Here is a 23677-nt window from a genome sequence, read left to right on the forward strand (position 1 = left end):
TACACCTCCGTCTTGTACGTTCTTTGCATGGTCGCCCAGCGTGAGGTCTCCGCCTGGCGCCCGCGCGTACCGGGTGTCGTGGAGGTCTTCCACGCCCATTTCACGGAGTACGCGTATCCGATGCACGTGCATGACGCGTGGACGCTGCTGATCGTCGACGCGGGGGCCGTGCGGTACGACCTCGACCGGCACGAGCACGGCACCCCGCACGACACGGTCTCGCTGCTCCCGCCGCACGTCCCGCACAACGGCTCGCCGGTCACGCCGTCCGGCTTCCGCAAGCGGGTGCTGTACCTGGACCTCAGCCGGCTCGACGAGACCTATATCGGCCCGGCGGTGGACACCCCGGACCTCGTCGACCCCGTACTGCGGACGCGCGTCGGGCAGCTGCACACCGCCCTCGCCCACCCCGGTGACGAGCTGGAGGCGGAGAGCAGGCTGACCCTGATCGGCGAACGGCTGCGCGGCCATCTGCGGCCACGGGCAGGGGAGGACCTTCCGCCTCGGCCAGACCACCCCCTCGCCCACGACCTCCGCGAACTCCTCGACGAGCGGCTCGTCCAAGGGGTGAACCTGGAGGAGGCCGCGCGCCTGGTGCACGCGCACCCCGCCCACCTGGTGCGGGCGTTCAGCGGTGCCTTCGGGATCGCCCCGCACCAGTACCTGATGTCCCGCCGCGTCGACCGCGCCCGCCGCCTCCTCCTCGACGGCCGCACGCCGGGCGAGGTGGCGGCGGAGACCGGCTTCTACGACCAGTCGCATCTGACGCGGCACTTCAAGCGGCTGGTCGGGGTGGCCCCGGGGCGCTACCGCCTCAGCGCGCGCTGAACGTCCGGGACCTCGCGCTGGGCCCCGTACAGGTTCCGCGGTCGTACCGTCCCCGAGGTCCCGTACAGCTCCAGGCGGGAGTGCAGGTCTCCGGAGAAGTCGGGTACGTCGATCTGGTCGAACTCCGTCACCTCGTTGATGCCGACGGTGGCGCTGTAGGGGGCGAGGCCGTCGATCTTCACCAGGCCCGCGCGGGCGTTGGTGACGCGGATGTTCCAGTGGGTGAACCGGGCTCCGTAGAGCGGTCCGGCAATGGCGTCGCCGCCGTGGCGGCCGTTGTTGGTGACCGTGATGTCGGTACGGACGTTCGCGAAGGGCATGCCCCGGTGGGAGTCGAAGGTGCCCATGCGCATGTCACCGCGCGACCAGACGTTGTACGAGGACAGCCCCTCCACGTTGATGCCGTGCAGCTGGGTGCCCGCGGGGGCCGGTGTCGTGCGCTGCTCGATGACGAACTCCTCGACGAGGTTGTCGTGCGAGCCCTCGCGGCAGAAGTACGGATGGTGCGTACCCCGGCCCGCGACCCTGGTCCTGCGCAGGGTGCAGGCGGAGGCGGACACCAGGCCGAAGCCGTTGTCCAGGTGGCGTACGACGATGTCGTCGGCCCAGCAGTCGTACGCGCACTGGAAGGTGACGCCGTTGTGGCCCCGGTCGAGGAGGTGCGGGGCCTGCGGGGTCTCGACGGCTTCGAGGGTGAGGCCCTCGACGCCCGAGCCGGTCAGCGCCTCCACGTGGGTGGTGAGGCGCGGGTCCCATTCGGGGCGGGTGTCGAGCGGGAGCGGTCTCTCCAGGGTGACTTTTCTGCCCCGCACGCGCGCGATGCGCACGGGCCACTCGTACGGGACGTAGCTGGTCAATTTTGTCTTGCCGTCCCAGTCGTACGCCTCCGGGCCCGGGCCGCCGCCCGCCATGTGCTCCAGGAGGGTGTGCCCCGCGTCATCGGCGAGGCGGAGGAGGACGAGCCGGCCGGGTCTCAGTCGTCGCGGGTCCGCGACCGTCACCGTCCAGGAGCCCCGGCGGGCGGGCTCGACCTTCGTCAGGGTCTCCCACTCGTCCCGTTTGTTGCCGGTCCAGCCCTCGAAGGGCCAGGCCTTCGCCCGGATCGCGCCCGTCAGGCTGTCGAAGCGGTCGGCCGGGCAGAACCAGATGAGGCCGCCCGCCCATGACCAGGACGACTTGTCGCCGCCGTAGCGCGAGCCGTAGGCGCCGATCAGCTCGGTGAGGCTGCGGGTCGCGTACAGCTTCGTACGGGCGCTGCCGGCGCCGCGCAGGACGACGTTCGAGTGTCCGACGTGGATCAGGCCGTCGAGGCGGTAGCTGCCGGGCGGGATGAGAACCGTGCCGCCGCCGGCCCTTCCGGCGGCAGCGACGGCACGGTTGATCGCGGGGGCGGAGTCGGCCGAGCCGTCCGCCGTGGCGCCGTACGCGCGGACGTCGGCCACGACGGGGCGGCGGGGGAAGCGCGCCGCCCCGGCGCGTTGACCGGCCCTGCCGATGTACGGGATCTGCGGGTGCGTGAAGGGGGTGCGGGTGAACTCGCGCCAGAGGGCGGGCACTTGCCCGGTGGCGGCCGCCGCCCGGCCGCCGGTGACGGAACCTGTCACGGCGCCTGCCGCCACCGCGGTCGCGCCGCCGAGCAGGGCCCGTCTGGTGGGGCCCTCGTAACGGTCACTCATGCCCGAACCGCCTTCCAGGGATGGGGATTTCCATGGATGTGAACGACGTTCAGATGTGCGTTGGCGGTGAGCATGACACGCGACCCTTGCACGGGGAAAGAGTCGCGCAAGGGTTGCTTGATGGAATGCCGATGGAGAGTTAGTACGGACCAGTTGGTCAGTCGGTCGAACGTCGAGTCAGATGACTGAACGCGTCGAGGTTGCGCGTGGATTCGCCGCGCGACACCCGCCAGGCGTACTCCTTGCGGATCGCGGAGGCGAAACCGAGCTCCAGGAGGGTGTTGAAGCTGCCGTCGGCGGCCTCCAGGACCGAGCCGAGCAGCCGGTCGATCTCGTCGGCGGTGACCGCGGCGAGCGGGAGCTTGCCCGCCACATAGATGTCGCCGAGGGGGTCGACCGCGTAACCCACGCCGTAGAGCTTGAGGTTGCGCTCAAGGAGCCAGCGGTGCACGCCGGGCTCGTTTTCGTCCGGGTGGCGGATGACGAAGGCGTTGAGCGACAGGGAGTGCCTGCCGACGATCAGCGAGACGGTCGTCGACAGCTTGCGGGTGCCCGGCAGCTTCACCACGAAGTGGCCGGGTTCCGGGCTCTCCCACTCGATCTCGGCGTCCTTCAGGACCGCTTCGATGGTCCCCGCCGCGCTCTCCACGTCAGCCATGGTGGGAGCGTACGTGACGCCGGTGCTCGTGCATCGCCGCCGTGTAGACGTCCGCAGTGGCGGCGGCGGCCGTGTCCCAGCCGAAGGACTTGGCGTGCCAGGCGGCGGCCGCGCCCATCCGGTCCGGGAGCGCCCGGTTGTCGGCGAAATCGCGCAGCACGCGCGCGTAGTCGACGGGATTGTGGCCCGGGACCAGAAAGCCGGTCTCCTTGTGCCGTACCGCGACGGGCAGACCGCCCACCGCGGCCGCGAGGACCGGTGTGCCGGCCGCCTGCGCCTCTATGGCGACGAGCCCGAAGGACTCGCTGTAGGAGGGCATCACGAGGACGGACGCGGCCCGGAACCAGTCGGCGAGCTGCTCCTGTCCGACCGGCGGCCGGAACCGCACGACGTCGGCGATGCCGAGCCGGGCGGCGAGTTTCTGCAGGCCCTCGGGCTTGGCGAGGCCGCTGCCGCTCGGGCCGCCCACGATGGGCACCACGATGTTCGAGCGGAGGTCGGGCCGCTCCTCCAGGAGGACTGCGACCGCGCGCAGCAGCACGTCAGGGGCCTTCAGGGGCTGGATGCGGCCGGCGAAGAGCGGTATCAGGGCGTCCTGCGGCAGGCCGAGCCGGTCGCGCGCGGCGGCGCGTCCGTCGGCCGGGCGGAAGCGGTCGAGGTTCACGCCCGGGTGGACGACCGCGACCTTGCCGGGCTCGGCCTCGTAGTGCCGTACGAGCTCGTCGGCCTCTTCGGAGGTGTTGGCGATCAGGCGGTCGGCGGCGCGCACGATCTGCGTCTCGCCGATGACCCGGGCGGCCGGCTCGGGGGTGTCGCCGTCGGCCAGGGCGGCGTTCTTGACCTTGGCCATGGTGTGCATCGCGTGCACCAGGGGCGCGCCCCAGCGCTCGGCGGCCAGCCAGCCGACGTGGCCGGAGAGCCAGTAGTGCGAGTGGACCAGGTCGTAGTACCCGGGCCGGTGACCGGCCCAGGCCTGCATCACCCCGTGCGTGAAGGCACAGAGCTGGGCGGGCAGATCCTCCTTGGCGAGCCCCTCGTACGGGCCCGCGTCCACATGCCGTACGAGGACTCCGGGCGCGAGTTCCACCTTGGGCGGCAGGGCCCCGGTCGTCGCGCGCGTGAAGATCTCGACCTCGATGTTGATCTCGGCGAGGCGCTGGGCCAGCTCCACGATGTATACGTTCATGCCGCCCGCGTCGCCCGTGCCCGGCTGGTGCAGCGGTGAGGTGTGCACGGAGAGCATCGCGACGCGACGGGGCCGGCGGTGCAGCCTCAGCCTCGACGGGGCCGCCGGGGAGCGGCGCCCGAGCCTGCTCACGTACTGGCTCACGTGGCGTTCCTCCTTGCTGCGGACTTGCTCTGCCGTGGTGCGGGCATGCCTGACGGAGGACGTGAAACGCCCTCCAGCTCCTTGAACGCCGGAGCACTCTGCTCCATTTCCTCTTTGCCGAATCATTACTGGGGGTCGGTCAACCGTTCGATGGTGTGATGCGTGGGGGCGCCCTCTCGGGGGCTCCGCCCCCGCTGCGCAGTTCCCCGCGCCCCTAGGTTTTTAGGGGCGCGGGGAACTGCGCGACCAGCCACAACGCACCCGCACGTACGTCTCAGCCCGCGCCGCCGCCGCAGGCACACGCACCGCATACCCTTGCCCCCATGAAAGCCCGCGCAGCGACCCCCGTCGGGACGGTGACGCGCGGCACCACCAACCCCAACCGCCTCCGCCGCATGGACCGCTGGATCGCAATGACCCACGGCGCCGAACTGCGCAGGTCGGACGCCCCCGTGGCGGTGGACCTCGGCTACGGCGCGGCCCCCTGGACAGCGGTGGAGCTCCTCCACCGCCTCCGCACCACAGCCCCCCGCACCCGCGTGGTCGGCGTGGAGATCGACCCGGCCCGGGTCGCGGCCGCGAAGCCGTACGAACGCGAGGGGCTGGCCTTCCGGCACGGCGGCTTCGAGATCCCCCTACCGGAGCGGCCGTCGCTGATCCGCGCGGCGAACGTGCTGCGGCAGTACGACGAGACGGAGGTCGCCGAGGTCTGGGCGCGGCTGTGCGCCCGTCTCGCTCCGGCGGGCGCCGACTCGCGGGGCGGGCTCCTGGTCGAGGGCACGTGCGACGAGATCGGCCGCCGGCACGTGTGGGTCGCGCTCGGCCCCGAGGGCCCGCGGACCGTCACGTTCGCCACCCGCCTCGGCTCGCTGGACCGCCCGTCCGACCTGGCCGAACGCCTTCCCAAGGCCCTCATCCACCGCAATGTCCCGGGCGAACCGGTGCACGCCTTCCTCCGCGATTTCGACCGCGCCTGGGCGGCCGCGGCACCGTACGCCTCGTACGGCGCCCGTCAGCGCTGGATCCGGGCCGTACGCGATCTGACGGCGGACTGGCCGGTCACGGACGGGCCGACGCGCTGGCGGCAGGGCGAAGTGACCGTGCGCTGGGAGGCGTTGGCACCTCGCTCATGAGTCGGCCGGGCTCACGGACATGAGTTCGGCCGAGTCGTAACCCGGCGGGAACGATCTCGGTGAGTCGTTCGTCACATTGGCGGGGAACGCGCGGGAGATCATCGCCGAGTGGGCAGTGAGGGGTGGGGAACGGACGGTGCGGGGGCGGGAGTTCATGCCCGCCTCTGTCACATTGCGCGCCGACATGGCACGATCCCCGAGGCCTTCGTAAGTTACTGACGGTAAATCAACTTGGGGGTTGGTCCATGGGATCCGGCAAGCGGAGCCTGACCACTACGGCCATGGCCCTGGCCTGCGCGGCAACCATCCTGTCCGCGCCGGGAGTGGCCTTCGCGGCCCCGACACCGACCCCCACGCCGACTCCGACTCAGCCTCCGAGTTCAACACCCGCGAGCACCAAGGACCTTGAAGCGGTCCGCATGAAGCTGGACACGCTCTACCACGACGCGGCGGTCGCCACAGACGCGTACAACCTCGCGGAGGAGCGGGCCGAGGAGCAGTCCACGCAGATCGTCGGGCTGGCCCGCTCGATCGTCGAGGGGCAGGCGCAGCTTGACCATCTGAAGGACCGCGCGGGCGCCGCGGCCCGTGCCCAGTACCGCAGCGGCGGACTGCCGGACGAGGCCCGGCTGATGCTCAGCGACGACCCGGCGCAGTTCCTGGACGGCGCGGGCCGGATCCGCGAGGGCGCACAGGCGACCAAGGGTCTGCTCGCCGAAATGAAGCGCACCCAGGAGGACTTGGAGCAGTACGCGCGCGACGCGGCGGCCCAGTGGAAGAAGCTGGAGTCCAACCGCGAGGCGAAGGAGAAGGCCAAGAAGAAGGTCAAGCAGCAGATCGCCGCCGCCGAAAAGCTCGAGTCGCAGCTGGAGAAGGAAGAGAAGAAGCGCCTCGCGAAGCTGGAGCAGCAGGCCGCCTACAAGGCGCAGTCGGCCTGGCTGGGCTCCGGCGTCCTGGACGAGATCAGCGGCGAGGCGTCGACCCAGGGCAAGAAGGCCGTGGAGTACGCGACGAAGCAGATCGGCAAGCCGTACGAATGGGGCGCCGAGGGGCCCAACACGTTCGACTGCTCGGGCCTGACCTCACAGGCGTGGGCGGCCGCCGGGCAGGGCATCCCGCGCACGTCCCAGGAGCAGTGGAAGCAGCTCGACCACATCGCCGTCGAGGCCATGCGCCCCGGCGACCTCATCATCTACAACTCCGACGCCAGCCATGTCGCCCTCTACATAGGCGACGGCGCGATCATCCACGCACCCCGCCCGGGGCGCACGGTGACCATCGCGGGAGCGGGATCGATGCCGATACTCGGGGTCGTACGCCCCGAGCAGTGACGGCGCCTGTCTGGAGGTGGGGCCGGCTGTCCACCGGTGAAGCCGGCCGTTCGCCGGTGACGCCGCCGGTCCGCCGGTCCCGCCGGTCCACCAGTAGATCGGTCCACTGGTTCGCCATTGACGCCGTCAGCCTGCCAGTGACTCCGCCGGTCCGCCCGGACCGGTCGTCCTGCCGGGGGCGCTCACCCGTCCTCCGGGGTCGTACGTCCCGACAAGTGACACTTGGTCGCTTTGGTGCCGTCGGTGGCGTGACCTGTCGCACGTGATGCGCGGCACGTTCCGGGCGGTCCGGCAACCCCCGGGGCGTGATGTACGTCATCCCGGACAAGAGCGCATCCTGCCCAATTGCGGTACAGGATGCGGCATATGACGGTGGCTGTTTTGGACGTGCCCGGGCCTCCGCCATTCCTTTGTGGCGGCGGCTGACGCTATGGTCCCCGTCGGTGGATCGAGACCCCTCGGTCCGCCATGCCCTCGGGGGGAGGGAAGGAACCCAGACGATGCCCGTACCCGTACCGCGGCAGAGAGCGATCCCCGCCGTGGAAGGTGGTCAGGCTCGCGCCGCGTCCTCAACCGGCGGACCGGCTCAGGCCGTGCCCGCACCCGGCGCCCTGCCCAGCCAGGCGCCGCCTTCGACGAGCCGCGAAACAGGCGGCGACAACTGCGACGACCCCGGCCACGGGAGCGACGCCCACCACGGCGATGCCCACCACGGCGTCTCCCACAACGGCAGTGCCCCCACCGGCACGGCCCCGCTGACGCTGCTCGTGATCGAGGACGACCCGGCCGGCTCGCTGAACGTGCCCACACTCCTGGACTCGGCCGGCAAGCCCATACGTATCCGTACCGCCCGCAACCTCACCGAGGCCGAGCGGCTGCTGACCGACGACGTCCAGTGCATCCTGCTCGACCTCGCACTGACGACCGGCGGCCGGACGGCCGCCGACGCCGAGCCGGACGACGAGCTGGCCACGCTCAAGCACGTGCTGCGGCTGGCGCCGCGGCACGCCGTCCTCGCGCTCACCGCGTCCGAGGACGCGGAGCACGGCGCCGAGGTGGTGCGCGTCGGGGCCCAGGACTACCTCTTCCGGGACGAGCTCGACAGCCGGCTGCTGAGCCGCGCGATCCGGTACGCGGTGGAACGGAAGCGTTCCGACACGGCCGAGCGACGGCTCACCGAGTCCAAGCTGCGCGCTCAGGAGAACGCGCGTCTTGAGCGCGGTCTGCTGCCCACGCCCCTCCTTGAGGGCTCCTCGCTGCGGTTCGCCGCGCGCTACCGGCCCGGCCGCTCGCGCGCGCTGCTCGGCGGCGACTTCTACGACACCGTCCGCACTCCCGACGGCACCGTGCACGCCATGATCGGCGACGTCTGCGGTCACGGCCCCGACGAGGCGGCGCTCGGCGTGGAGCTGCGGATCGCCTGGCGCGCGCTGACGCTGGCGGGCCTGTGCGGCGACGAGCTGCTCTCCACGCTCCAGCAGGTCCTGGAGCACGAGCGCGACAGCGACGAGATCTTCGCGACGCTCTGCACGGTGGACATCGCACCGGACGGCCGCCGCGCGGGTCTGTGCCTGGCCGGTCACCCGGCCCCGCTGATCTCGCGCCCGGCCCGCTCACGGGCCGTCGCCGTCGGCACGGACGGCGCCGGGGACCCGGCTCCTCCCGTCGCCGAGCTGCTGCCGTACGAGAACGGCGGCCCGGCGCTGGGTCTGCTGCCGAACGCCCGCTGGCCGCGCCAGCAGGTGGAGCTGGGCGGCGAGTGGAGTCTGATGCTCTACACGGACGGCCTGATCGAGGGCCGGACCGGTGAAGGCCGGGAGCGGCTCGGCCAGGACGGGATGGTGGACATGGTCCGCCGCCAGTTGGCGCAGGGGCTGCGGGGCGAGGAGTTGCTGCGGGCCGCTGTGAGCGAGGTGCGGGACCTCAACGGCGGGGAGCTGACGGACGACGTGGCTGTGCTGTTGCTGGACCGGGTGGCCTAGCGGGCCGCTCCGCGGGGTCCCGCTGTTCCTGTTCCCTGGCTGCGGGTCGTTTGCCGGTCGTCCGCGACTGGGCTGGTCACGTATGCGTCTGCGGGCCGGCTGTGGCTGGTCGCGCAGTTCCCCGCGCCCCTAAAGGGGCGCCGGTGTGCGACTGGGAAGGGGCGGGGGCTCAGCGGCCGCCGTTGTACGGGCCGTACGGGCCGTCGCTGCTGCTTCCGCCTCGGCGGCCGCCCCCGCCGCCGGAGACCTGCTTGAGCGCGGGCCGGACGTCGACGAAGAAGACGATCGTGGCGATGAGGCCGGCGATCTGCAGGAAGACCATCGGGACCAGCAGGTTCACGGCCACCGTGACACCCAGGATGATCAGCCAGAACATCTTGCTCTGCTTGTTCGCGGCGCGGTACGCGTCGTCGCGCGCCAGGCCCGCCATCACCAGCGCCACCACCGCGAGCACCAGCATGCCGAGGAAGATCAGCGACATGAAGCCGCCGAACGCGGTCAACAGCACTTGGCCCACCTACCCGATTCGAGTCCTCGTCCCTACGCGGTCACCGTACCCGCAGAACGGGTCGGGGACTCCGATAGTGCCCGGAGTCCCCGACCCGTTCTCGTAACACCCTGCCGCCGTTCCCCCGGCGGCAGCGCCTCGCCTACTTCGCGGGCGGCGTGGTCTTCTTCGCGGTGGTCTTGCGGGCGGCCGGGGCCTTCTTGACCACGGGCTTCTTCGGCGCGACGGGCTCGACCTTGGCCTCGGCGGGCTTCTCGGCCTTGACCTCGACCGGCTCCGGCTTCGGCTCGACGGCCACGGCCAGTTCCTCGATCTCCTCGGCGGCCTCGCCGCGCCAGGTCTTCACGGTCTGCTCGCCGCGCTCGGCGACCTTCTCGTACGTCTCGCGCGCCTTCACGGCGTACTCGGCGGCCACGCCGACGCTGCGGAGGGCGAAGTCCTGAGCCGTCTCACCGATCTTCTTCAGGTCGGTGTCGAGGGTGCCGATGAACTCGTTCACCCTGGTCTGAATGGTCTCCTGCGCCTCCTTGGCGCGGGCGGTGGCCTTCTCCTGGACCTCGTTCGGGTCGATGCCGCGTACGGCGTCGATGCGGGCCGGAGCCTCGGCACGCAGCTGCTCGACGATGCCGGGCACCTTCTTGGCCTGCTGAATGGCCAGGTCGGCGGTGCCGGCGGCGAAGTAGAGCGGGGTCGGGTCGCTGAAGGTCTTGCGCAGGTCGTCGGTGATGGCCATGGCGATGGTCCTCCCGGAATCGCTAGTGCTTGAAGCGTGAGGGTTTTTTGGTGCGGTACTCCGCCGCCGGCCGGGCCGTTCATGCCGTGCCCGGCCATGCCGTACCGGCCACGCCGTGCTCGTCATGACGTGCCCGGTCAGCTCGCGGAGGACTGCTGGTCGTAAGGGTCGTTCTTGTCGTACGGGTCCTGCGGATCGTTCGGATCTTTCGGGTCGTGCTGGTCGTGCGGGTCCTTCGGTGCGGCATCGCTGCCGTCGGCCGTGCGGGCCCTGTCAACGACGGTGTCCGGGCCATCCGTCACGTCCGTTACACCGGTCGTGCCGGTCGCGTCCGGTGCGTCTGCCGCACCGGGGACGCCCAGAGCCTCCTCGACCGCCTGGATCCCGACCTCGATCTCGAACCCGTTCTCCTTGCGGAAGGACTCGTAGATCTGGAGCAGCACCTGCTTCTGCCGCTCGTTGAGCGTCGGGTCGGCGAGGATGACGGCACGCGTCTCCACCTCGTCCCGGTCCCGCTCGGCGTCGAGGATCCCGGCACGGACGTACAGCGTCTCGGCGGAGATCCGCAGGGCCTTGGCGACCTGCTGCAACACCTCCGCGCTCGGCTTGCGCAGCCCGCGCTCGATCTGGCTCAGATACGGATTGGACACCCCGGCGGCCTCGGCGAGCTGCCGCAGGGACAGCTGCGCGTTACGCCGCTGTTCACGCAGATACTCACCGAGATTGCCGACGTTGAGCGATGCCATGCCCCTACCCTGCACCACCCCCGCTAACTATTGCAAGCACCCGCTTGCAAAAGTGCGCCACACCACTCGCGGCGCTTCTGAAGGCACGTTGGAGTGCGTAGATTCCCGGGGCGAGTTGCGCAGGGGGCCACTTGAGGCGATGTGGGCGGCCCGTTTCGAGGTGGTCGGGCCGGTGCGGGCTTTCCCGCGAGTCGCGGGTCGAGCCGAGTCACCTGATGCGGCTGAACTCCGAGCCGTCGGTGGAGGCGATGGTCTCGCGGCCGGTCCGGTTGTCGTGACGGGACGGCGGGCAGGGCCCGCCGGAGGACGCGGTGAAGTTCGCGGGCCGCGGCCGTGGCCCGCGCTCAGGTGGGCTGGGGCTACGAGCGTGTCGTGGTGCTGGATCCGATGCCGGCGGCGAATCCGCGTCGGCTGGCGGGCTAGCGGCATCCAAGGGTGCTGCGGGCCCCGGCGACGCCGTCGGAGCCCGCAGCAGTAACCGACTACACCGAGAACGATTCCTTCGGATCGCCGCCCAGCGATGCCGACCGGAGCAGGACCGGAGGGTCGGGCGGGGGCGCGAGCAGCGGAACCAGTCGCGGGATGTTCGGCGCCATCCATGCGCCGTGCTTCTCCAAGCCGGCGACCGAGGTGTGGGCCTGGATGACGGTCAAGGGCGTGGCCTCGTCATCGATCGGCTCGTGGACCGGATGGTGAAGGCACTCCGGGTCGGCGTTGCCACCGTGGCCGTGTTCTCTCCTGGAGAGGATCTTCAGAGGGCCTCGGCGCCCAAGGCGATGTCGAAGCCGGCGCCGTTGCGTGCCAGGCCCACCAGGAGGATGCCGGCGCATTCAAGGAAGTAGGCCATCTCCAGCCCTCCTGCGTCGAGGGGCCGCATGTCCAAGCTCTCCAGAAACGCCGCGACACGTGCCTTCGCCTCGGCGCTGTCGCCCGCGAAGAACACGTCCAAGGGCCTGTCTTCGGCAAGGACGCCGCGGAAGATTGAATTGAACGCCTTCACCACGTGTGTGCCCTCGGGGGCTGCGGCAGCGATCTGCTGGGACACCGAGTTGCCCGCGGCGGTCACGAGGCCGCTTACGTCGGCGTTGAACGGGTTGGTGATGTCGACGAGGATCTTGCCGCCCAGCGCATCGCCGTAGTGCGCGACCACTTCAGCCGCGCCGGTGTACAGGACGGCCACGATGACGATGTCACCCGCCGGCGTTGCGCCGAACGTGCCGACGGTGGCTCCGTTGCCGATCCGGTCGGCGAGCGCCTGAGCCTTGGCGGTGTCGCGGCTCATGAGCTCGATGGTGTGGCCGTGCTTCGCCGCGCGGGTGCCGATGGCGGTGGCCATGTTGCCCGAGCCGATGATGCTGATGGTGGTCATGACGTGTGGTCCCTTGTTGTGTATGGATCAGTTGGTCGTGGGGGGAGGTTGGCGGTGTGCTGGGCCGGGGTAGCGGAGGTTCGCCGGCGCCCCGGTGTCGGATCGGTCCGCTGACGACCTAGTCGACGGACTCGTCCCGTACCTCCGCGCCCGGCTGGACGCGCGGTGCCGACCCGCTCCAGCTCGGGGACCCCCCGGCGCCGCGCCAGACCGCCGGGTCGGCGCCCGGGCTGCGCGGCGCGGCGCTGAGGGCCACCGGCGACGCGCTCAGATCACTGTGGTGCCGCCGTCGGCGACCAGTTCCATGCCATTGACGTAGCTGGAGTCGTCCGAGGCGAGGAACAGCGCGACCGACGCGATCTCCTCAGGGCGGCCCATCTCCCGCCGCGGGATCACGGATTCGAACTGCGCCTTCATCTGCTCGTCCATCACCTCTTCCAGAATCGGCGTGGCGACCTGGCCGGGGGTCAGCACGTTCACCCGGATCCTCCGGTCCCTCAACTCGGACACCCACACCCGTGCGTACGCGGGCAGTACGGCCTTGCTCGCCGCGTACACACTCCAGTCGGGGTAGCCCCGGAGCGACGCGTTCGAGCCGGTCATGAAGATCGAGCCTCCGTCGTTGAACAGCGGCAGCGCCTTCTGGACCGTGAACAGCGTGCCGCGCGCGTTCAGCGAGAAGGCTGCGTCGAACTGCTCCTCGGTGATCTCGCCGAGCCTGCCCTGCTCGCCCGTACCGGCACTGGCCCACAACACGTCGACCGTGCCCTTCTCCCGCTTGACCGTCTCGAACAAACGGTCCAGATCATCGAGGTCGGCCGAATCGCCCTGCACGCCGGTCACGTTCCGGCCGATCAGCCTGACGGCCTCGTCCAGCGCGTCCTTCCGCCGGCCCGTAATGAAGACGTGAGCCCCTTCATCGACGAACAACTTCGCACCGGCCAGCGCCATCCCACTCGTCGCGCCTGTGATCACCGCAACCTTGCCATCGAGCTTTCCCACGACCACTCCATTCACATGCCGTGCCGATGTTATGTGCACCGAGCTGTGTACTTAACGTATAGAACAGTCGCGCGGGGCGCAAGCTATGTACACCGAGCTGTACCCAAGTGGGTTAGGCTGGGCGTATGACAGAGGTGGAGAAGGGGCCGCGAGGCCTGCGCCGGGGCAGGGGCGCACGAGAGCGCATCGTCAGCGCGTCACAGCAGCTGTTCCGCGATCAAGGCATCAACGGCACCGGCATGGACCAGCTCTGCGCGGTGGCCGAGGTGTCCAAGCGCACGCTCTACCAGCACTTCGCCGGCAAGGACGAGCTGATCGCCGAAGGCCTGCGCCGATTCGATCCCGACGTCCTGCCCGAGGTGTTCGACCGCACCGACCTCACACCTCGCGAACGACTCCTCGCCGTGTTCGACGTGCACTCGCCCCTGTGCCCGTTCATCGCGGCGGCCGTCGAGATCCCCGACCCCGACCACCCGGCACGCCTATACGCCCGCGACTACAAGAAGGCCTTTGCCGCCCGGCTCACCGCTGCCGCCCGCGAGGCCGGCGCCACCGATCCCGAACAGCTCGGCGAGCAACTGGCGCTGCTCCTGGACGGCGCCTCGGCCCGTAGCCGCGTCCTCAACACCGACGCGTTCACCACCGCCGCCGCCGTCGCAACCGTCCTCGTCGACAACGCCCTCCCCACGGCAGCGGCACCGGCGGCGGAACCGGCCGACGCGAGCGCTGTCTAGCAGCAGGGGGTTCCCGTCCTGCCGGGGACAGCGGCGTTTCCCGGGTTTGTACTGGTCGGCGACGACCGGTACTGCCGGCCGCCGGACCGGATCGACGCGCGGTCGGCTGCGAAGTCCGAGGCCACGCGGGCGGCCTGCGTAAGTGCCGGGTGGGGTTACCGGGACGTCGGCGCAGTGGACGCAGTCCGGATGGGGAACGTCCGCCGGCCCAGCGGGCTAGACGGATACCGGCTGGCCCGACAAGCCCGGAAGGCAAAGTCGGTTCCCCAGGTGAACCTCACGGTGCCCGCAGTCGGCCGGGACAGGGCACCAAAGAAAGTGCCGGCCGACACGTCCGTACGGGAGTGTCGGCCGGCACGGTCGCCGGGGGCGGGGTATCGGCCCCGCTTTCGGTCCCGCCTTCGTTCAGGACGTGGCGAGGAGTTCAAGCGTGTCGATTACCCGGTTCGAGAAGCCCCACTCGTTGTCGTACCAGGCGACCACCTTGACGTGGCGGCCTTCGACGCGGGTGAGGGCCGAGTCGAAGATTGACGAGGCGGGGTTGCCCACGATGTCCGACGACACCAGCGGGTCCTCCGAGTACTCCAGCACGCCGGCGAGCGGGCCCTCCGCCGCCGTGCGGTACGCGGCCAGCACGTCGTCGCGGGTCACGTCGCGGGCGACGGTCGTGTTGAGCTCGACGATCGAGCCCACCGGCACCGGTACGCGGATCGAGTCGCCCGACAGCTTGCCGTCGAGGTTCGGCAGTACCTGGCCGATCGCCTTGGCGGCGCCAGTCGTGGTCGGGACGATGTTGACGCCGGCGGCCCGGGCGCGACGGGCGTCGCGGTGCGGACCGTCCTGGAGGTTCTGCTCCTGCGTGTAGGCGTGCACCGTCGTCATGAACCCGTGCTCGATACCGGCGAGGTCGTCGAGCACCTTGGCCAGCGGGGCGAGCGCGTTGGTGGTGCAGGAGGCGTTCGAGACGATCGTGTGCAGGTCCGGGTCGTACGCGTCGGTGTTGACCCCGAACGCGAGCGTCACGTCGGCGCCGTCCGACGGCGCGCTGACCAGCACCTTGCGCGCGCCCGCGTCGAGGTGGGCGCGGGCGGCCTTGGCCGAGGTGAACCGGCCGGTGGCCTCCAGGACGATGTCGACACCGAGCTCGGCCCAGGGCAGCTGCGCCGGCTCGCGCTCGGCCAGCACCTTGATCCGACGGCCGTCGACGACGAGGACGTCCCCGTCCACGGTCACCGGGCGCCCGAGCCGGCCGGCCGTGCTGTCGAAGGCGAGCAGCCTGGCGAGAGTGGCGGGCTCGGTCAGGTCGTTGACGGCGACGATCTCCAAGGTGCTGTCGCGCTCCAGAAGTGCGCGCAGCACATTGCGCCCGATGCGGCCGAATCCATTGATGGCGATGCGAGTCATGAGTGAGGTCCCTTCCCTTCGCCACCCAGGCTCGCGCGCGGCCGACGCCTCTGACAGTGGCGGGATCGCCATGGTTCAAAAGGATCCCGCCAGACCGGAATGCCGTACGCGGGCCGGACTACTCGCCCCGCGTGAACGTGCGCCGGTATTCGCTCGGCGTCGTCCCGAGGATGTGCTGGAAGTGCAGGCGCAGGTTCGCGCCCGTACCGAGCCCGATGTCGGCGGCGATCTGTTCGACGCTGCGCTGCGAGCGCTCCAGCAGCTCGCGGGCCAGGTCTATACGGGCGCGCATCACCCACTGCATCGGCGTGTAGCCGGTCTCCTCGACGAAGCGCCGGGAGAACGTACGCGGCGAGACCCCCGCCTGCCGCGCCAGTACGTCGAGCGTGAGGGGCTCGCCGAGCCGGTGCAGCGCCCACTCGCGGGTGGCGGCGAACCGCTCGCCGAGCGGCTCGGGGACGCTGCGCGGTACGTACTGGGCCTGGCCGCCACTGCGGTAGGGAGCCGCGACCAGCCGCCGGGCCGCGTGGTTGGACGCGGCCACTCCGAGGTCGCCGCGCAGGATGTGCAGGCACAGGTCGATGCCTGAGGCGGCGCCGGCCGAGGTCAGCACGCTGCCCTCGTCGACGAACAGCACGTTCTCGTCGACCCGGACGAGCGGATGCCTGGCCATGAGTGCCCGCGTGTAGTGCCAGTGCGTCGTGGCGCGCCTGCCGTCGAGCAGGCCCGTGGCAGCGAGCGCGAAGGCGCCCGTCGAGATGGCGGCGAGCCGCGCGCCCCGGTCGTGGGCGGCGATCAGTGCCTCGACGACGGCCCGCGGCGGATCGTCGCGGTCCGGGAACCGGTAGCCGGGTACGAAGACGATGTCGGCCCACGCGAGCGCGTCGAGGCCGTGGGCGACGGAGTACGCGAGGCCGTCGCCGCCGGTGACCAGACCGGGTGTCGCCCCGCACACCCGCACCTCGTACGGCATGCTCGCGCGGGTCGTGAAGACCTGCGCGGGAATTCCGACATCGAGCGGCTTCGCCCCTTCGAGCACAAGGACGGCGACGCGATGCAGGCGGGGTGCGGGCACGGGAAGAGGTTACGCGGGGAGGTGAGGCGTGCCTTCGACACGCCCCACCGCGCGGACGGGGCGGGTGCTCGCCACGACCGGAGCGGATTCGGGCCTGAGCGGATTCAGGTCGGAGCGGGTTCAGGCCGGGGCGGGTTCAGGCTTGAGCCGATTCAAGCCGGGTCAGGAACCGGCGGGGCGGTGAAGTCCACCTCGGCCGCCGGCAGGACGCGGATGCCGCGCCCCGGGAAACCGATGTGCCGGTAGATGGCGTTGTGGTGCATGACGGCACGGTCGGAGGCGACGAACCCGTCCACGTCCGGGCGGGCGGAGGTGGTGTGCCCGTCGGCGACGAGCACGAGGTCGTACCCACGGCTCAGTGCCTGCCGCGCGGTCGTGTCCACGCAGAACTCGGTCGCGAACCCGGTCACGACCACCTCGGTGACGCCGAGTGCCGTGAGGAACGGGCCCAGGTCGCTGTCGAGAAAGGCGTCGGCGGTGCCCTTACGGACGGTCTTCTCGCCCTCGCCGGGGGCCAGTTCGGGTACGGTCCGCCACGCTTCCGTGCCGGGCTCCAGCCCAGGGCCGTCGTGCTGGACGGTGATGACGGGCACGCCGGCGGCACGGGCACGTTCCCGGAGCAGGGCGATCGTGGTGACGGTCTCCTCCGGCCGGTGGGAGATGGCCACGGCGGCGTTCTGCATGTCGAGGACGAGGAGCGCGGGTGCATGCGGCATGAGGGCACCGTATTGGGGTTCGGATGCCGCAGGCATCGGTTTTTCACCGTCGGGCTTCACCGTCGGGTTTCACCGTCGGGCTGACACCACACCCGCAGCACTGTTCCGGCACCCCCGCACGGCGCTAGCGTCGGATCCCATGATCGTATGGCTCAACGGCACCCACGGCGCGGGCAAGACGACGACCAGCGCACTCGTGCAGCAACTGATCCCGGATTCACGGGTGTTCGACGCCGAGAAGGTCGGCGAGACGCTCATGGACATCACCCCGGCGCTGCCCGGGCCCGGGACGGACAACTTCCAGCACTGGCCGCCGTGGCGGCCGCTCGTGGTCGAGACCGCCCGCCGCGTACTCGACTACACAGGCGGCACGCTGGTGATTCCGATGACCGTGCTGGTCGAGGAGTACTGGCGTGAGATCAGCACGGGCCTCGCCCAACATGCCATTCCCGTACGGCACTTCGTCCTCCACGCCGACCAGGACACCCTCCGCGGGCGCATCGCGAGCGACACCGTCCTCGGCCCCGACTCCCCGTTCCGTCTCCGATACGTCGAGCCCTACGCCGAGGCGGCCCGCACGTGGCTGCACGACGAGGCCGAGGTCGTCGACACCACGCACCTCACGCCCGCCGAGGCCGCCCAGCAGATCTCGGAGGCCGTCAGGAGCAACGACGGTTAGCCCCCATTTCCGCCTCAAACCAGCAGGTCGTCGGGCATATGAGCCCTGGTTTCGACGCAAGCTCGACGACCTCGCTGGCGATTTCAGGACAACGATCCCGGCGCCGGCCGCCGCGCTCCCGGCGGGGAGCCCCGAGCAACTGTGCGGAACTTCGGCCGCCTCTCCCTGGCGGAAAACCACGGGCCACACCTGCACCCTGGGGAACCATGAGGCATGCGCCCAGATGACTGGCACCTCACCGAAGACGTCGACGAATTCCTCGCCCGGGCCGGAGACTTCCTGCGCTCGCGGCCCGGCCCGCACATCATGCAGCTGACGTGGGCGGAGAGAGTGCGAAGGCACGGGGCGGCCTCGTTCGGCGCCGAAGCCGCCGTCTTCGGCGTACTGGAGCGAGCGGGCGAGGTCAGTGGCACCTTCTTCCGCCTCCCGCCCCGCGCTCTGGGCCTCTCCCCGCTCACGCCCGAGCAGGCCGACTCCCTCGCCGCCCGCCTGGCCGCCCTCGGGCACTCCCCTTCCCGCGTCAGCGCGGACCACAGCACCGCCACCGCTTTCGCCGAGGCCTGGCAGCGGCACACCGGCGCGACGCCGGAACTCCACAGCACGCAGGTCCGTCTGTACGGCCTCGGCACGCTCACCCCACCGGATCCGCTGCCGGCCGGCCGGAGTCGTGTTCTGGGCGAGCAGGACCTCGACGAGGCCATCTTCTGGTGCGGCGAGTTCTCCAAGGCCGTCGGCGAAGACGTCACCGTCAACGCCGACACCTGGGCCGAGACCCGCTACGCCGACAAGCGCTACACGCTCTGGGAGACCCCGGACGGCACCCCCGTCTCCGTCGCGGGCATGAACCCGCTGATCGGCGGCCAGATCCAGGTGGACGTCGTCTACACCCCGGCCCACCTGCGCGGTCACGGCTACGCGGCTGCCGTGTCGGCGGACGTGAGCCGGGCCGCGCTGGCCGCGGGCGCCAAGGACGTCGTCCTGTTCGCGGACGTGGCCAACCCCACCAGCAACGCCCTCTACCAGCGCCTCGGCTATCGCAAGCTCACCGACTGGGCCGCGTACGACTTCTCGGGCGGCGGTCAGTAACGGAGAAGCGAAACCCGCCGCCGGTCACTAGCGTGATGGGCATGGATCTCAAGCTTGCACAGTGCTTCATCGCCGTCGACGACCACGACAAGGCACTCGCCTTCTACCGCGATGTGCTCGGTCTCGAAGTGCGCAACGACATCGGATTCGAGGGGATGCGCTGGGTGACCGTCGGCTCGCCCTCGCAGCCGGACGTTGAGATCGTCCTGGAGCCGCCGCTCGCGGACCCGAACGCCACGCCCGCCGACCGGCAGGCGGTCGCCGAGCTCATGGCCAAGGGCCTGCTGCGCGGTGTCATCTTCCGGACCGACGACTGCGACGCCCTGTTCGAACGGATCCGCGCCGCGGGCGGCGACGTACTGCAGGAACCGATGGACCAGCCGTACGGAGTACGCGACTGCGCCTTCCGCGACCCGGCGGGGAACCTCCTGCGGTTCCTCCAGCCTCGCGGCAAGTAGTACGGCAGTACGGCGAGGAGTACGGCACGCAGCAGGGGCGCGGCGAGTGGCTCGGCGACCGCTGGGGAAGCGGTCGCCGAGCCCCTCGGCGCGGACCGGTCACCAGAGTCACCAGATGATGACCCCGCCGCGGACGCCCAACGCGCGTCGGGCCGCGTTCACGATGTTGTCCAGGCGGCGGCTCACGTCGTCGGCGTGCTCGGCGTGGGACTTCCGCGACCCCGTCCCCGCCTCCGTCGCCGCCTCCGCCGTCATGTGATCGGCGATCCGCGCCAGATGGGTGCGGAGCAGGTCGCACTCGGCGAGGAAGTCGGACACCTCGTCCGGCGCCACCGTCAGGTCCTCGGTGGCCAGCCGCGGGAAGAACCGCGCGCCCAGCGAACGGACCGGCTCCGACCCCCACACCTCCGTACGCCACCGCTCCCAGCCGGCCACGTCGGAGGACTCGGGCGGAACATCCAGCACCTCGATGCCGCCCTCCGCTCTGGGCACGTACACATCGACCGACAGACTCATGGCAGGGAGTCGACCACGGACGGGCCCCGCCGGTCCACCACACCCGGGCCACGCGCCCGCCCCTCCACGGACCGGTGAGGCGTCAACGGCCCCCGGAGTCGGCTGGCTTGCTATTCGGACGATCCCCGGAGAAGGCCTGAAAACACGCATTGCCTCGCCGCACCCATTCCATTAACCTTTCCTCCGTGACTGCCGGGTCGGCCTTGGGCCAACAGCGAGTAGGGTTCCCGGCCTCCGAGTGAGGCCCGGGCGGGCCAGAGGGCCGCCCTTTCCGATTCAAGCGCGCCGAGCGCTCGTACGGAGTTTCCTGTACGAGTAGCCATGCCGCGCCGCACGCGCCACGCACACCACGCCGGATCACAACCTCCGCGCGCCGTTCCGCATACCGCGCACGGCGTATCGCGTGCCTCGCACCGCGTGCCACCACGTATCCGCACGTCTCCCTGCCGGTGCAGCCGCAGGCGCATGCCCAGCTGACGTTCGCCCTGTCGACGTTCGCCGTGTGCGCATTCTCCCTGCCGGCGTTCGCCCCGCCGGGAATTCGCGCGCCTTCATCTCGTCATCACCGCACTGCTACCGCGGGCGTACCCGAATTCGCCCCGTGGCGATTCCCCATGCCCCGATTCAGTAATCACCCTCCAGTAATCACCAAGAGGAAGAAGACAATGCCAAACGATTTCAACCAGCAGGTCATCGAAGAGTTCCGCGCCAACACGGGCCAGGTCGGCGGCTATTTCGAAGGAGCCCGGCTGATCCTGCTGACCACCACGGGAGCGCGCTCGGGCAAGCGGCACACGACCCCGCTCGCCTACTACCCCGACGGCGGCGCAAGCGTGCTGGTCATCGCCTCGGCGGCCGGCGCCCCGGCCCACCCGGCCTGGTTCCACAACCTCCTCGCACACCCCCAAGTCACCGTGGAGACAGGAGTGTTCACGTACGAGGCGACGGCGGAGGTGCTGGCGGACGCCGAACGGGACAAGACTTTCGCCCGTCTGGTCGAGGCCGAGCCGGGCTGGGCGGACTACCAGGCGAAGACCACGCGGGTGATCCCGGTCGTCGCCCTCCACACGATCCCCGTCGACGGCCCGCCGAACGTGAACGCCTCCTCGATGGGCCAGGGACTCAAGGTCATCCATGACGCGTTCCGCCGTGAACTCGCCCTGATACGAAAGGAGTTCACCACCGCCGGGCCCACCCTCGGCGCCCAGCTCCGCGTCAACTGCCTGACACTCTGCGCGGGCCTGCACAACCACCACACCGGCGAGGAACTCGGCATCTTCCCGTACCTCGTCGGCCGCAGCCCCGAACTCGCCCCGGCCCTGGACCGCCTGCGCGAGGAACACGAGCGCATCGCCGCCCTGACCGCGGAGTTGAAGCGGATCATCGGCGACGACTCCGCGGACCCCCAGCACGCCCGCCGGGAGGTCGAACGCCTCACCGCCGAACTGGAGGCCCATCTGGCCTACGAGGAGGAGCACTTGATCCCCGCCCTCGACACACCACCGACCGAGCCGGCCCACTGATTCGGCCCGCCACCTAGGCATGCGCGACAACCGACTGGGCAACCGGCGGGCGGCCGAGGGTGCTCACTCGAACGGCAACGGCCGCGCATGCACCACGTCCAGTCGTGACACGGCCCGTGTGAGCACGACGTACAGGCGATGCAGGCCCCGGGTCTCCGCCTCCGCGATCGCCGCCGGCTCCACGGCGACGACATGGTCGTACTCCAGGCCCTTCGCGAGCCCGGCGCCCAACACCGTGACGCGTGCGCCCAGTTGGTCGACGCCGGCGGCCTCGATGCCGGCGCCGCCGAGCGCATCCCGGACCCGTACGACGTCCGGGTCGGCCGTGATGACACCCACCGACCCCTCGTACGAGAGGGCGCGTCGCACGGCCTCGACGGTCTCGCCGAGTACGTCGTCCGTGGGGCGCATCCTCAACTCGCCGTCCCTGCGCAGGGATCGGCCCGCGGGAACTCCTACGTCCAGCTTCGCCAGTACCCGGTTCGCCAGCTCGACCACCGTCTGCGGCACGCGGAAGCCGGTGGTCAGCGGCACGACCACCGCCTCCGGTCTGCCCAGGTGGCCGAGCAGTTCGCCCCACTCCCGCGCGGCCCATGGAGTGGTCCCCTGTGCAAGGTCGCCGAGTACGGTGAGCGACCCGTAGGCCGCCCGTCGGCCGATCGCCCGGCACTCCATCGGGGACAGGTCCTGTGCCTCGTCGATCACCAAGTGCCCATAGCTCTCCGGGTGTTCGATGAGGCCGGCGACCTCGTCGAGGAGGACGAGATCGGCCGCCGACCATCGCGCGGACTTCCACGACCTGGGCGGCCGCGCCCACAGCAGCGCCTTCTGTTCGTCCGCGTCCAGCACTCCGTCCGCCGCCGCGGCCAACACGCCTGGATCGGCGAGCAGTTCGGCCACGACCTCCTCCGGCCGCGCCCTGGGCCACACGGCGTCGACGTACGCGCCGACGGGCCGGGCCCGTGAGATCTTCTGGACCCAGGCGTTCGACTGGGGTCCGGCACGCCGTTCGGCCCGCTCCCGCACATACCGCACGATCCGCGTCCGGACCCGCTCGCGCCCGACGGCGTACGGCAGTTCCTCGGCCCGTACACCCGCCACGATCCGCGCGAGTGTCTCCCCGGGCACCCGCCACCGGTACGAACCGTCGGGCACCGCAAGGCCGTTGACCCCCTCAGCCCCTTCCGAACTCACCCGGGAGTAGAGGGCTCGCCGCAACACCTCCGCCATACGGGCATCGTGCTTCACGACCGCGGCGGCCTCGTCGTCCTCTCCTCCGACCGGGTGCCGGCCGATCTCCTCCCCGACCGTGGACTGCCGTACGCCGGTCTCGCCGAGCGCCGGCAGCACCTCCGAGATGTAGGAGAGGAAGGTGCGGTTCGGCCCCAGGATCAGCAGTCCGCCGCGCTGGACGCGCTGCGGGAACGTGTAGAGGAGATACGCGGCCCGGTGCAGCCCGACAGCCGTCTTCCCGGTGCCGGGCGCGCCCTGCACACAGACGGAGACGGTGAGGTCCGCCCGTACGAGTTCGTCCTGGTCGGGCTGGATGGTGGCGGCGATGTCGCGCATCGGGCCGACGCGGGGCCGCTCGATCTCGCTCGCGAGGATGCGGCTGCTGCCCGGCGTCCCGGTGCGGTGCGCGTCCGCGAGCCACTCGTCCTCCAGGTACTCCCCTTCCGAGTGCTCACCTTCCGCGTACTCCCCTTCCAGGCGCTCGTCCTCCAGACCCGTGAGGTCGGCCGAGTCGCCGTGGCTCCCCGGTGCCCAGCCGAACCGCCGCCGCACCCGCACACCCTGTGGATCGCGGGCGCTCGCCTGGTAGAAGGCGCGCGACACGGGAGCCCGCCAGTCCACGACGAGGGGCGGCGCGGAGGGGTGTTCGGTGATCCTGCGCCGCCCGACGTGATAGCTCTGCCCGGCGTGATCACCGGCGCCGCCACGCTCTCCCCCGAAGTCCAACCGCCCGAAGAACAAAGGCCCTTCGGGCAGTTCCCGCATCTCCTTGGCCCGGCTGCGGAGCCGGTACCCGAGCACTTCGGCGTCGGCACCGGACGCGGACACGTCCTCTCCGGTGACGACGTGTTCCTGAGCGCCGTCGACCATCGCGGCGAGGGCGGCGCGGCAGGTGTCGTGGTAGGCGCGTTCCCGGGTGAGGGAGGTGATGAGAACGGGGTCGGGTGACGTCATTCG

The 23677-nt window shown here is 70.7% G+C and carries 23 protein-coding genes; 9 read left to right on the plus strand and 14 right to left on the minus strand.

The genetic code is table 11. The annotated features are described in order from the left end of the window. Positions 1-27: 27 nt before the first annotated feature. Positions 28-828 carry an AraC family transcriptional regulator gene (locus tag ACFWXQ_RS41125; protein ID WP_383952369.1) on the plus strand — a complete coding sequence of 267 codons (801 nt, stop codon included), beginning with the start codon at positions 28-30 and terminating at the stop codon, positions 826-828. Here the strand turns inward: ACFWXQ_RS41125 and ACFWXQ_RS41130 are convergent. From ACFWXQ_RS41130 to mshA, 3 genes are all read right to left on the minus strand, one after another. Further along, positions 807-2504, minus strand: coding sequence for a glycosyl hydrolase family 28-related protein (locus ACFWXQ_RS41130; protein WP_383952371.1), 1698 nt, complete (start codon positions 2502-2504; stop codon positions 807-809). The genes ACFWXQ_RS41125 and ACFWXQ_RS41130 overlap by 22 nt on opposite strands. Before the next feature lie 157 nt (positions 2505-2661). Further along, positions 2662-3162 (minus strand): YbjN domain-containing protein, encoded by a 501-nt coding sequence (locus ACFWXQ_RS41135; RefSeq protein WP_383952373.1) that lies wholly within the window; start codon positions 3160-3162, stop codon positions 2662-2664. Next, complete coding sequence (mshA, locus tag ACFWXQ_RS41140; protein WP_383952375.1) at positions 3155-4492, minus strand: D-inositol-3-phosphate glycosyltransferase; 1338 nt, start codon at positions 4490-4492, stop codon at positions 3155-3157. The genes ACFWXQ_RS41135 and mshA overlap by 8 nt, the downstream gene beginning before the upstream one ends. A 323-nt stretch (positions 4493-4815) precedes the next feature. Here mshA and ACFWXQ_RS41145 point away from each other — a divergent pair, with 323 nt between their 5' ends. The 3 genes from ACFWXQ_RS41145 to ACFWXQ_RS41155 all read left to right on the plus strand — a co-directional run bounded on the left by ACFWXQ_RS41145 (position 4816) and on the right by ACFWXQ_RS41155 (position 8938). Next, a complete protein-coding gene (locus tag ACFWXQ_RS41145; protein ID WP_383952803.1) occupies positions 4816-5625 on the plus strand; it encodes a class I SAM-dependent methyltransferase in 810 nt (269 codons plus the stop codon). Positions 5626-5870: 245 nt separating this feature from the next. Further along, positions 5871-6956: a C40 family peptidase gene (locus tag ACFWXQ_RS41150; protein WP_383952801.1), complete on the plus strand. Its 1086-nt coding sequence runs from the start codon at positions 5871-5873 to the stop codon at positions 6954-6956. Between the two features lie 500 nt (positions 6957-7456). After that, positions 7457-8938 (plus strand): PP2C family protein-serine/threonine phosphatase, encoded by a 1482-nt coding sequence (locus ACFWXQ_RS41155; RefSeq protein WP_383952799.1) that lies wholly within the window; start codon positions 7457-7459, stop codon positions 8936-8938. A 169-nt stretch (positions 8939-9107) separates the two neighbouring features. Here ACFWXQ_RS41155 and ACFWXQ_RS41160 read toward each other — a convergent pair whose 3' ends face one another. The 6 genes from ACFWXQ_RS41160 to ACFWXQ_RS41185 form a co-directional block, all read right to left on the minus strand. Then, positions 9108-9446, minus strand: a complete 339-nt coding sequence (locus tag ACFWXQ_RS41160) for a DUF2516 family protein (RefSeq protein WP_143639534.1) — start codon at positions 9444-9446, stop codon at positions 9108-9110. A gap of 142 nt (positions 9447-9588) precedes the next feature. Next, positions 9589-10179 carry a hypothetical protein gene (locus tag ACFWXQ_RS41165; RefSeq protein WP_383952797.1) on the minus strand — a complete coding sequence of 197 codons (591 nt, stop codon included), beginning with the start codon at positions 10177-10179 and terminating at the stop codon, positions 9589-9591. A gap of 137 nt (positions 10180-10316) precedes the next feature. After that, a complete protein-coding gene (locus ACFWXQ_RS41170; protein ID WP_383952795.1) occupies positions 10317-10925 on the minus strand; it encodes a helix-turn-helix domain-containing protein in 609 nt (202 codons plus the stop codon). Between the two features lie 482 nt (positions 10926-11407). Further along, positions 11408-11578 carry a hypothetical protein gene (locus tag ACFWXQ_RS41175; RefSeq protein WP_383952794.1) on the minus strand — a complete coding sequence of 57 codons (171 nt, stop codon included), beginning with the start codon at positions 11576-11578 and terminating at the stop codon, positions 11408-11410. Positions 11579-11676: 98 nt separating this feature from the next. Next, positions 11677-12294, minus strand: a complete 618-nt coding sequence (locus ACFWXQ_RS41180) for an NADPH-dependent F420 reductase (RefSeq protein WP_383952792.1) — start codon at positions 12292-12294, stop codon at positions 11677-11679. A 267-nt stretch (positions 12295-12561) separates the two neighbouring features. Next, on the minus strand, positions 12562-13296 hold the full coding sequence (locus ACFWXQ_RS41185) for an SDR family NAD(P)-dependent oxidoreductase (protein WP_383952790.1): 735 nt from the start codon (positions 13294-13296) through the stop codon (positions 12562-12564). A gap of 125 nt (positions 13297-13421) precedes the next feature. On the opposite strand from ACFWXQ_RS41185, the gene ACFWXQ_RS41190 reads away from it, so the two are divergent. Beyond that, complete coding sequence (locus ACFWXQ_RS41190) at positions 13422-14030, plus strand: TetR/AcrR family transcriptional regulator (RefSeq protein ID WP_383952788.1); 609 nt, start codon at positions 13422-13424, stop codon at positions 14028-14030. Between the two features lie 405 nt (positions 14031-14435). Here ACFWXQ_RS41190 and gap read toward each other — a convergent pair whose 3' ends face one another. The 3 genes from gap to ACFWXQ_RS41205 all read right to left on the minus strand — a co-directional run bounded on the left by gap (position 14436) and on the right by ACFWXQ_RS41205 (position 17225). Then, positions 14436-15434: a type I glyceraldehyde-3-phosphate dehydrogenase gene (gene gap, locus ACFWXQ_RS41195; protein WP_383952786.1), complete on the minus strand. Its 999-nt coding sequence runs from the start codon at positions 15432-15434 to the stop codon at positions 14436-14438. A gap of 118 nt (positions 15435-15552) precedes the next feature. Further along, positions 15553-16509, minus strand: a complete 957-nt coding sequence (locus ACFWXQ_RS41200) for a GlxA family transcriptional regulator (RefSeq protein ID WP_383952784.1) — start codon at positions 16507-16509, stop codon at positions 15553-15555. Between the two features lie 152 nt (positions 16510-16661). Next, a complete protein-coding gene (locus ACFWXQ_RS41205; RefSeq protein ID WP_383952782.1) occupies positions 16662-17225 on the minus strand; it encodes an isochorismatase family protein in 564 nt (187 codons plus the stop codon). A gap of 139 nt (positions 17226-17364) precedes the next feature. On the opposite strand from ACFWXQ_RS41205, the gene ACFWXQ_RS41210 reads away from it, so the two are divergent. The 3 genes from ACFWXQ_RS41210 to ACFWXQ_RS41220 all read left to right on the plus strand — a co-directional run bounded on the left by ACFWXQ_RS41210 (position 17365) and on the right by ACFWXQ_RS41220 (position 19448). Further along, positions 17365-17904, plus strand: a complete 540-nt coding sequence (locus ACFWXQ_RS41210) for an ATP-binding protein (protein ID WP_383952780.1) — start codon at positions 17365-17367, stop codon at positions 17902-17904. 213 nt (positions 17905-18117) lie between these two features. Continuing rightward, positions 18118-18990 (plus strand): GNAT family N-acetyltransferase, encoded by an 873-nt coding sequence (locus ACFWXQ_RS41215; protein WP_383952779.1) that lies wholly within the window; start codon positions 18118-18120, stop codon positions 18988-18990. A 41-nt stretch (positions 18991-19031) separates the two neighbouring features. Beyond that, entirely contained in the window at positions 19032-19448 is a 417-nt protein-coding gene (locus ACFWXQ_RS41220; RefSeq protein WP_383952777.1) for a VOC family protein, read from the plus strand. Positions 19449-19556: 108 nt separating this feature from the next. Here the strand turns inward: ACFWXQ_RS41220 and ACFWXQ_RS41225 are convergent, their stop codons facing one another. Then, the gene (locus ACFWXQ_RS41225) at positions 19557-19964 is read right to left on the minus strand and encodes a hypothetical protein (protein ID WP_383948946.1); all 408 of its coding nucleotides are present in this window, start codon (positions 19962-19964) and stop codon (positions 19557-19559) included. Between the two features lie 665 nt (positions 19965-20629). Between ACFWXQ_RS41225 and ACFWXQ_RS41230 the strand changes: the two genes are divergently transcribed. Continuing rightward, the gene (locus ACFWXQ_RS41230) at positions 20630-21487 is read left to right on the plus strand and encodes a nitroreductase/quinone reductase family protein (protein ID WP_383948948.1); all 858 of its coding nucleotides are present in this window, start codon (positions 20630-20632) and stop codon (positions 21485-21487) included. A gap of 63 nt (positions 21488-21550) precedes the next feature. On the opposite strand, the gene ACFWXQ_RS41235 is transcribed toward ACFWXQ_RS41230, so the two are convergent. After that, positions 21551-23674, minus strand: a complete 2124-nt coding sequence (locus ACFWXQ_RS41235) for a HelD family protein (protein ID WP_383948951.1) — start codon at positions 23672-23674, stop codon at positions 21551-21553. Positions 23675-23677: the final 3 nt, after the last annotated feature.

It is taken from the genome of Streptomyces sp. NPDC058697 (assembly GCF_042715345.1).
GTDB classification, from domain to species: Bacteria; Actinomycetota; Actinomycetes; order Streptomycetales; family Streptomycetaceae; genus Streptomyces; species Streptomyces liliifuscus.

What these genes read in the sequence shown, in the direction of transcription:
- ACFWXQ_RS41130 (WP_383952371.1), bottom strand. Translation starts at nt 2,504, where the DNA reads ATGAGTGACCGTTACGAGGGCCCCACCAGACGGGCCCTGCTCGGCGGC.
- ACFWXQ_RS41150 (WP_383952801.1), top strand. Translation starts at nt 5,871, where the DNA reads ATGGGATCCGGCAAGCGGAGCCTGACCACTACGGCCATGGCCCTGGCC.
- ACFWXQ_RS41230 (WP_383948948.1), top strand. Translation starts at nt 20,630, where the DNA reads ATGCCAAACGATTTCAACCAGCAGGTCATCGAAGAGTTCCGCGCCAAC.
- ACFWXQ_RS41125 (WP_383952369.1), top strand. Translation starts at nt 28, where the DNA reads ATGGTCGCCCAGCGTGAGGTCTCCGCCTGGCGCCCGCGCGTACCGGGT.
- ACFWXQ_RS41235 (WP_383948951.1), bottom strand. Translation starts at nt 23,674, where the DNA reads ATGACGTCACCCGACCCCGTTCTCATCACCTCCCTCACCCGGGAACGC.
- ACFWXQ_RS41220 (WP_383952777.1), top strand. Translation starts at nt 19,032, where the DNA reads ATGGATCTCAAGCTTGCACAGTGCTTCATCGCCGTCGACGACCACGAC.
- ACFWXQ_RS41135 (WP_383952373.1), bottom strand. Translation starts at nt 3,162, where the DNA reads ATGGCTGACGTGGAGAGCGCGGCGGGGACCATCGAAGCGGTCCTGAAG.
- ACFWXQ_RS41210 (WP_383952780.1), top strand. Translation starts at nt 17,365, where the DNA reads ATGATCGTATGGCTCAACGGCACCCACGGCGCGGGCAAGACGACGACC.
- ACFWXQ_RS41145 (WP_383952803.1), top strand. Translation starts at nt 4,816, where the DNA reads ATGAAAGCCCGCGCAGCGACCCCCGTCGGGACGGTGACGCGCGGCACC.
- gap (WP_383952786.1), bottom strand. Translation starts at nt 15,434, where the DNA reads ATGACTCGCATCGCCATCAATGGATTCGGCCGCATCGGGCGCAATGTG.
- ACFWXQ_RS41215 (WP_383952779.1), top strand. Translation starts at nt 18,118, where the DNA reads ATGCGCCCAGATGACTGGCACCTCACCGAAGACGTCGACGAATTCCTC.
- ACFWXQ_RS41165 (WP_383952797.1), bottom strand. Translation starts at nt 10,179, where the DNA reads ATGGCCATCACCGACGACCTGCGCAAGACCTTCAGCGACCCGACCCCG.
- ACFWXQ_RS41180 (WP_383952792.1), bottom strand. Translation starts at nt 12,294, where the DNA reads ATGACCACCATCAGCATCATCGGCTCGGGCAACATGGCCACCGCCATC.
- ACFWXQ_RS41155 (WP_383952799.1), top strand. Translation starts at nt 7,457, where the DNA reads ATGCCCGTACCCGTACCGCGGCAGAGAGCGATCCCCGCCGTGGAAGGT.
- ACFWXQ_RS41205 (WP_383952782.1), bottom strand. Translation starts at nt 17,225, where the DNA reads ATGCCGCATGCACCCGCGCTCCTCGTCCTCGACATGCAGAACGCCGCC.
- ACFWXQ_RS41190 (WP_383952788.1), top strand. Translation starts at nt 13,422, where the DNA reads ATGACAGAGGTGGAGAAGGGGCCGCGAGGCCTGCGCCGGGGCAGGGGC.
- ACFWXQ_RS41170 (WP_383952795.1), bottom strand. Translation starts at nt 10,925, where the DNA reads ATGGCATCGCTCAACGTCGGCAATCTCGGTGAGTATCTGCGTGAACAG.
- ACFWXQ_RS41225 (WP_383948946.1), bottom strand. Translation starts at nt 19,964, where the DNA reads ATGAGTCTGTCGGTCGATGTGTACGTGCCCAGAGCGGAGGGCGGCATC.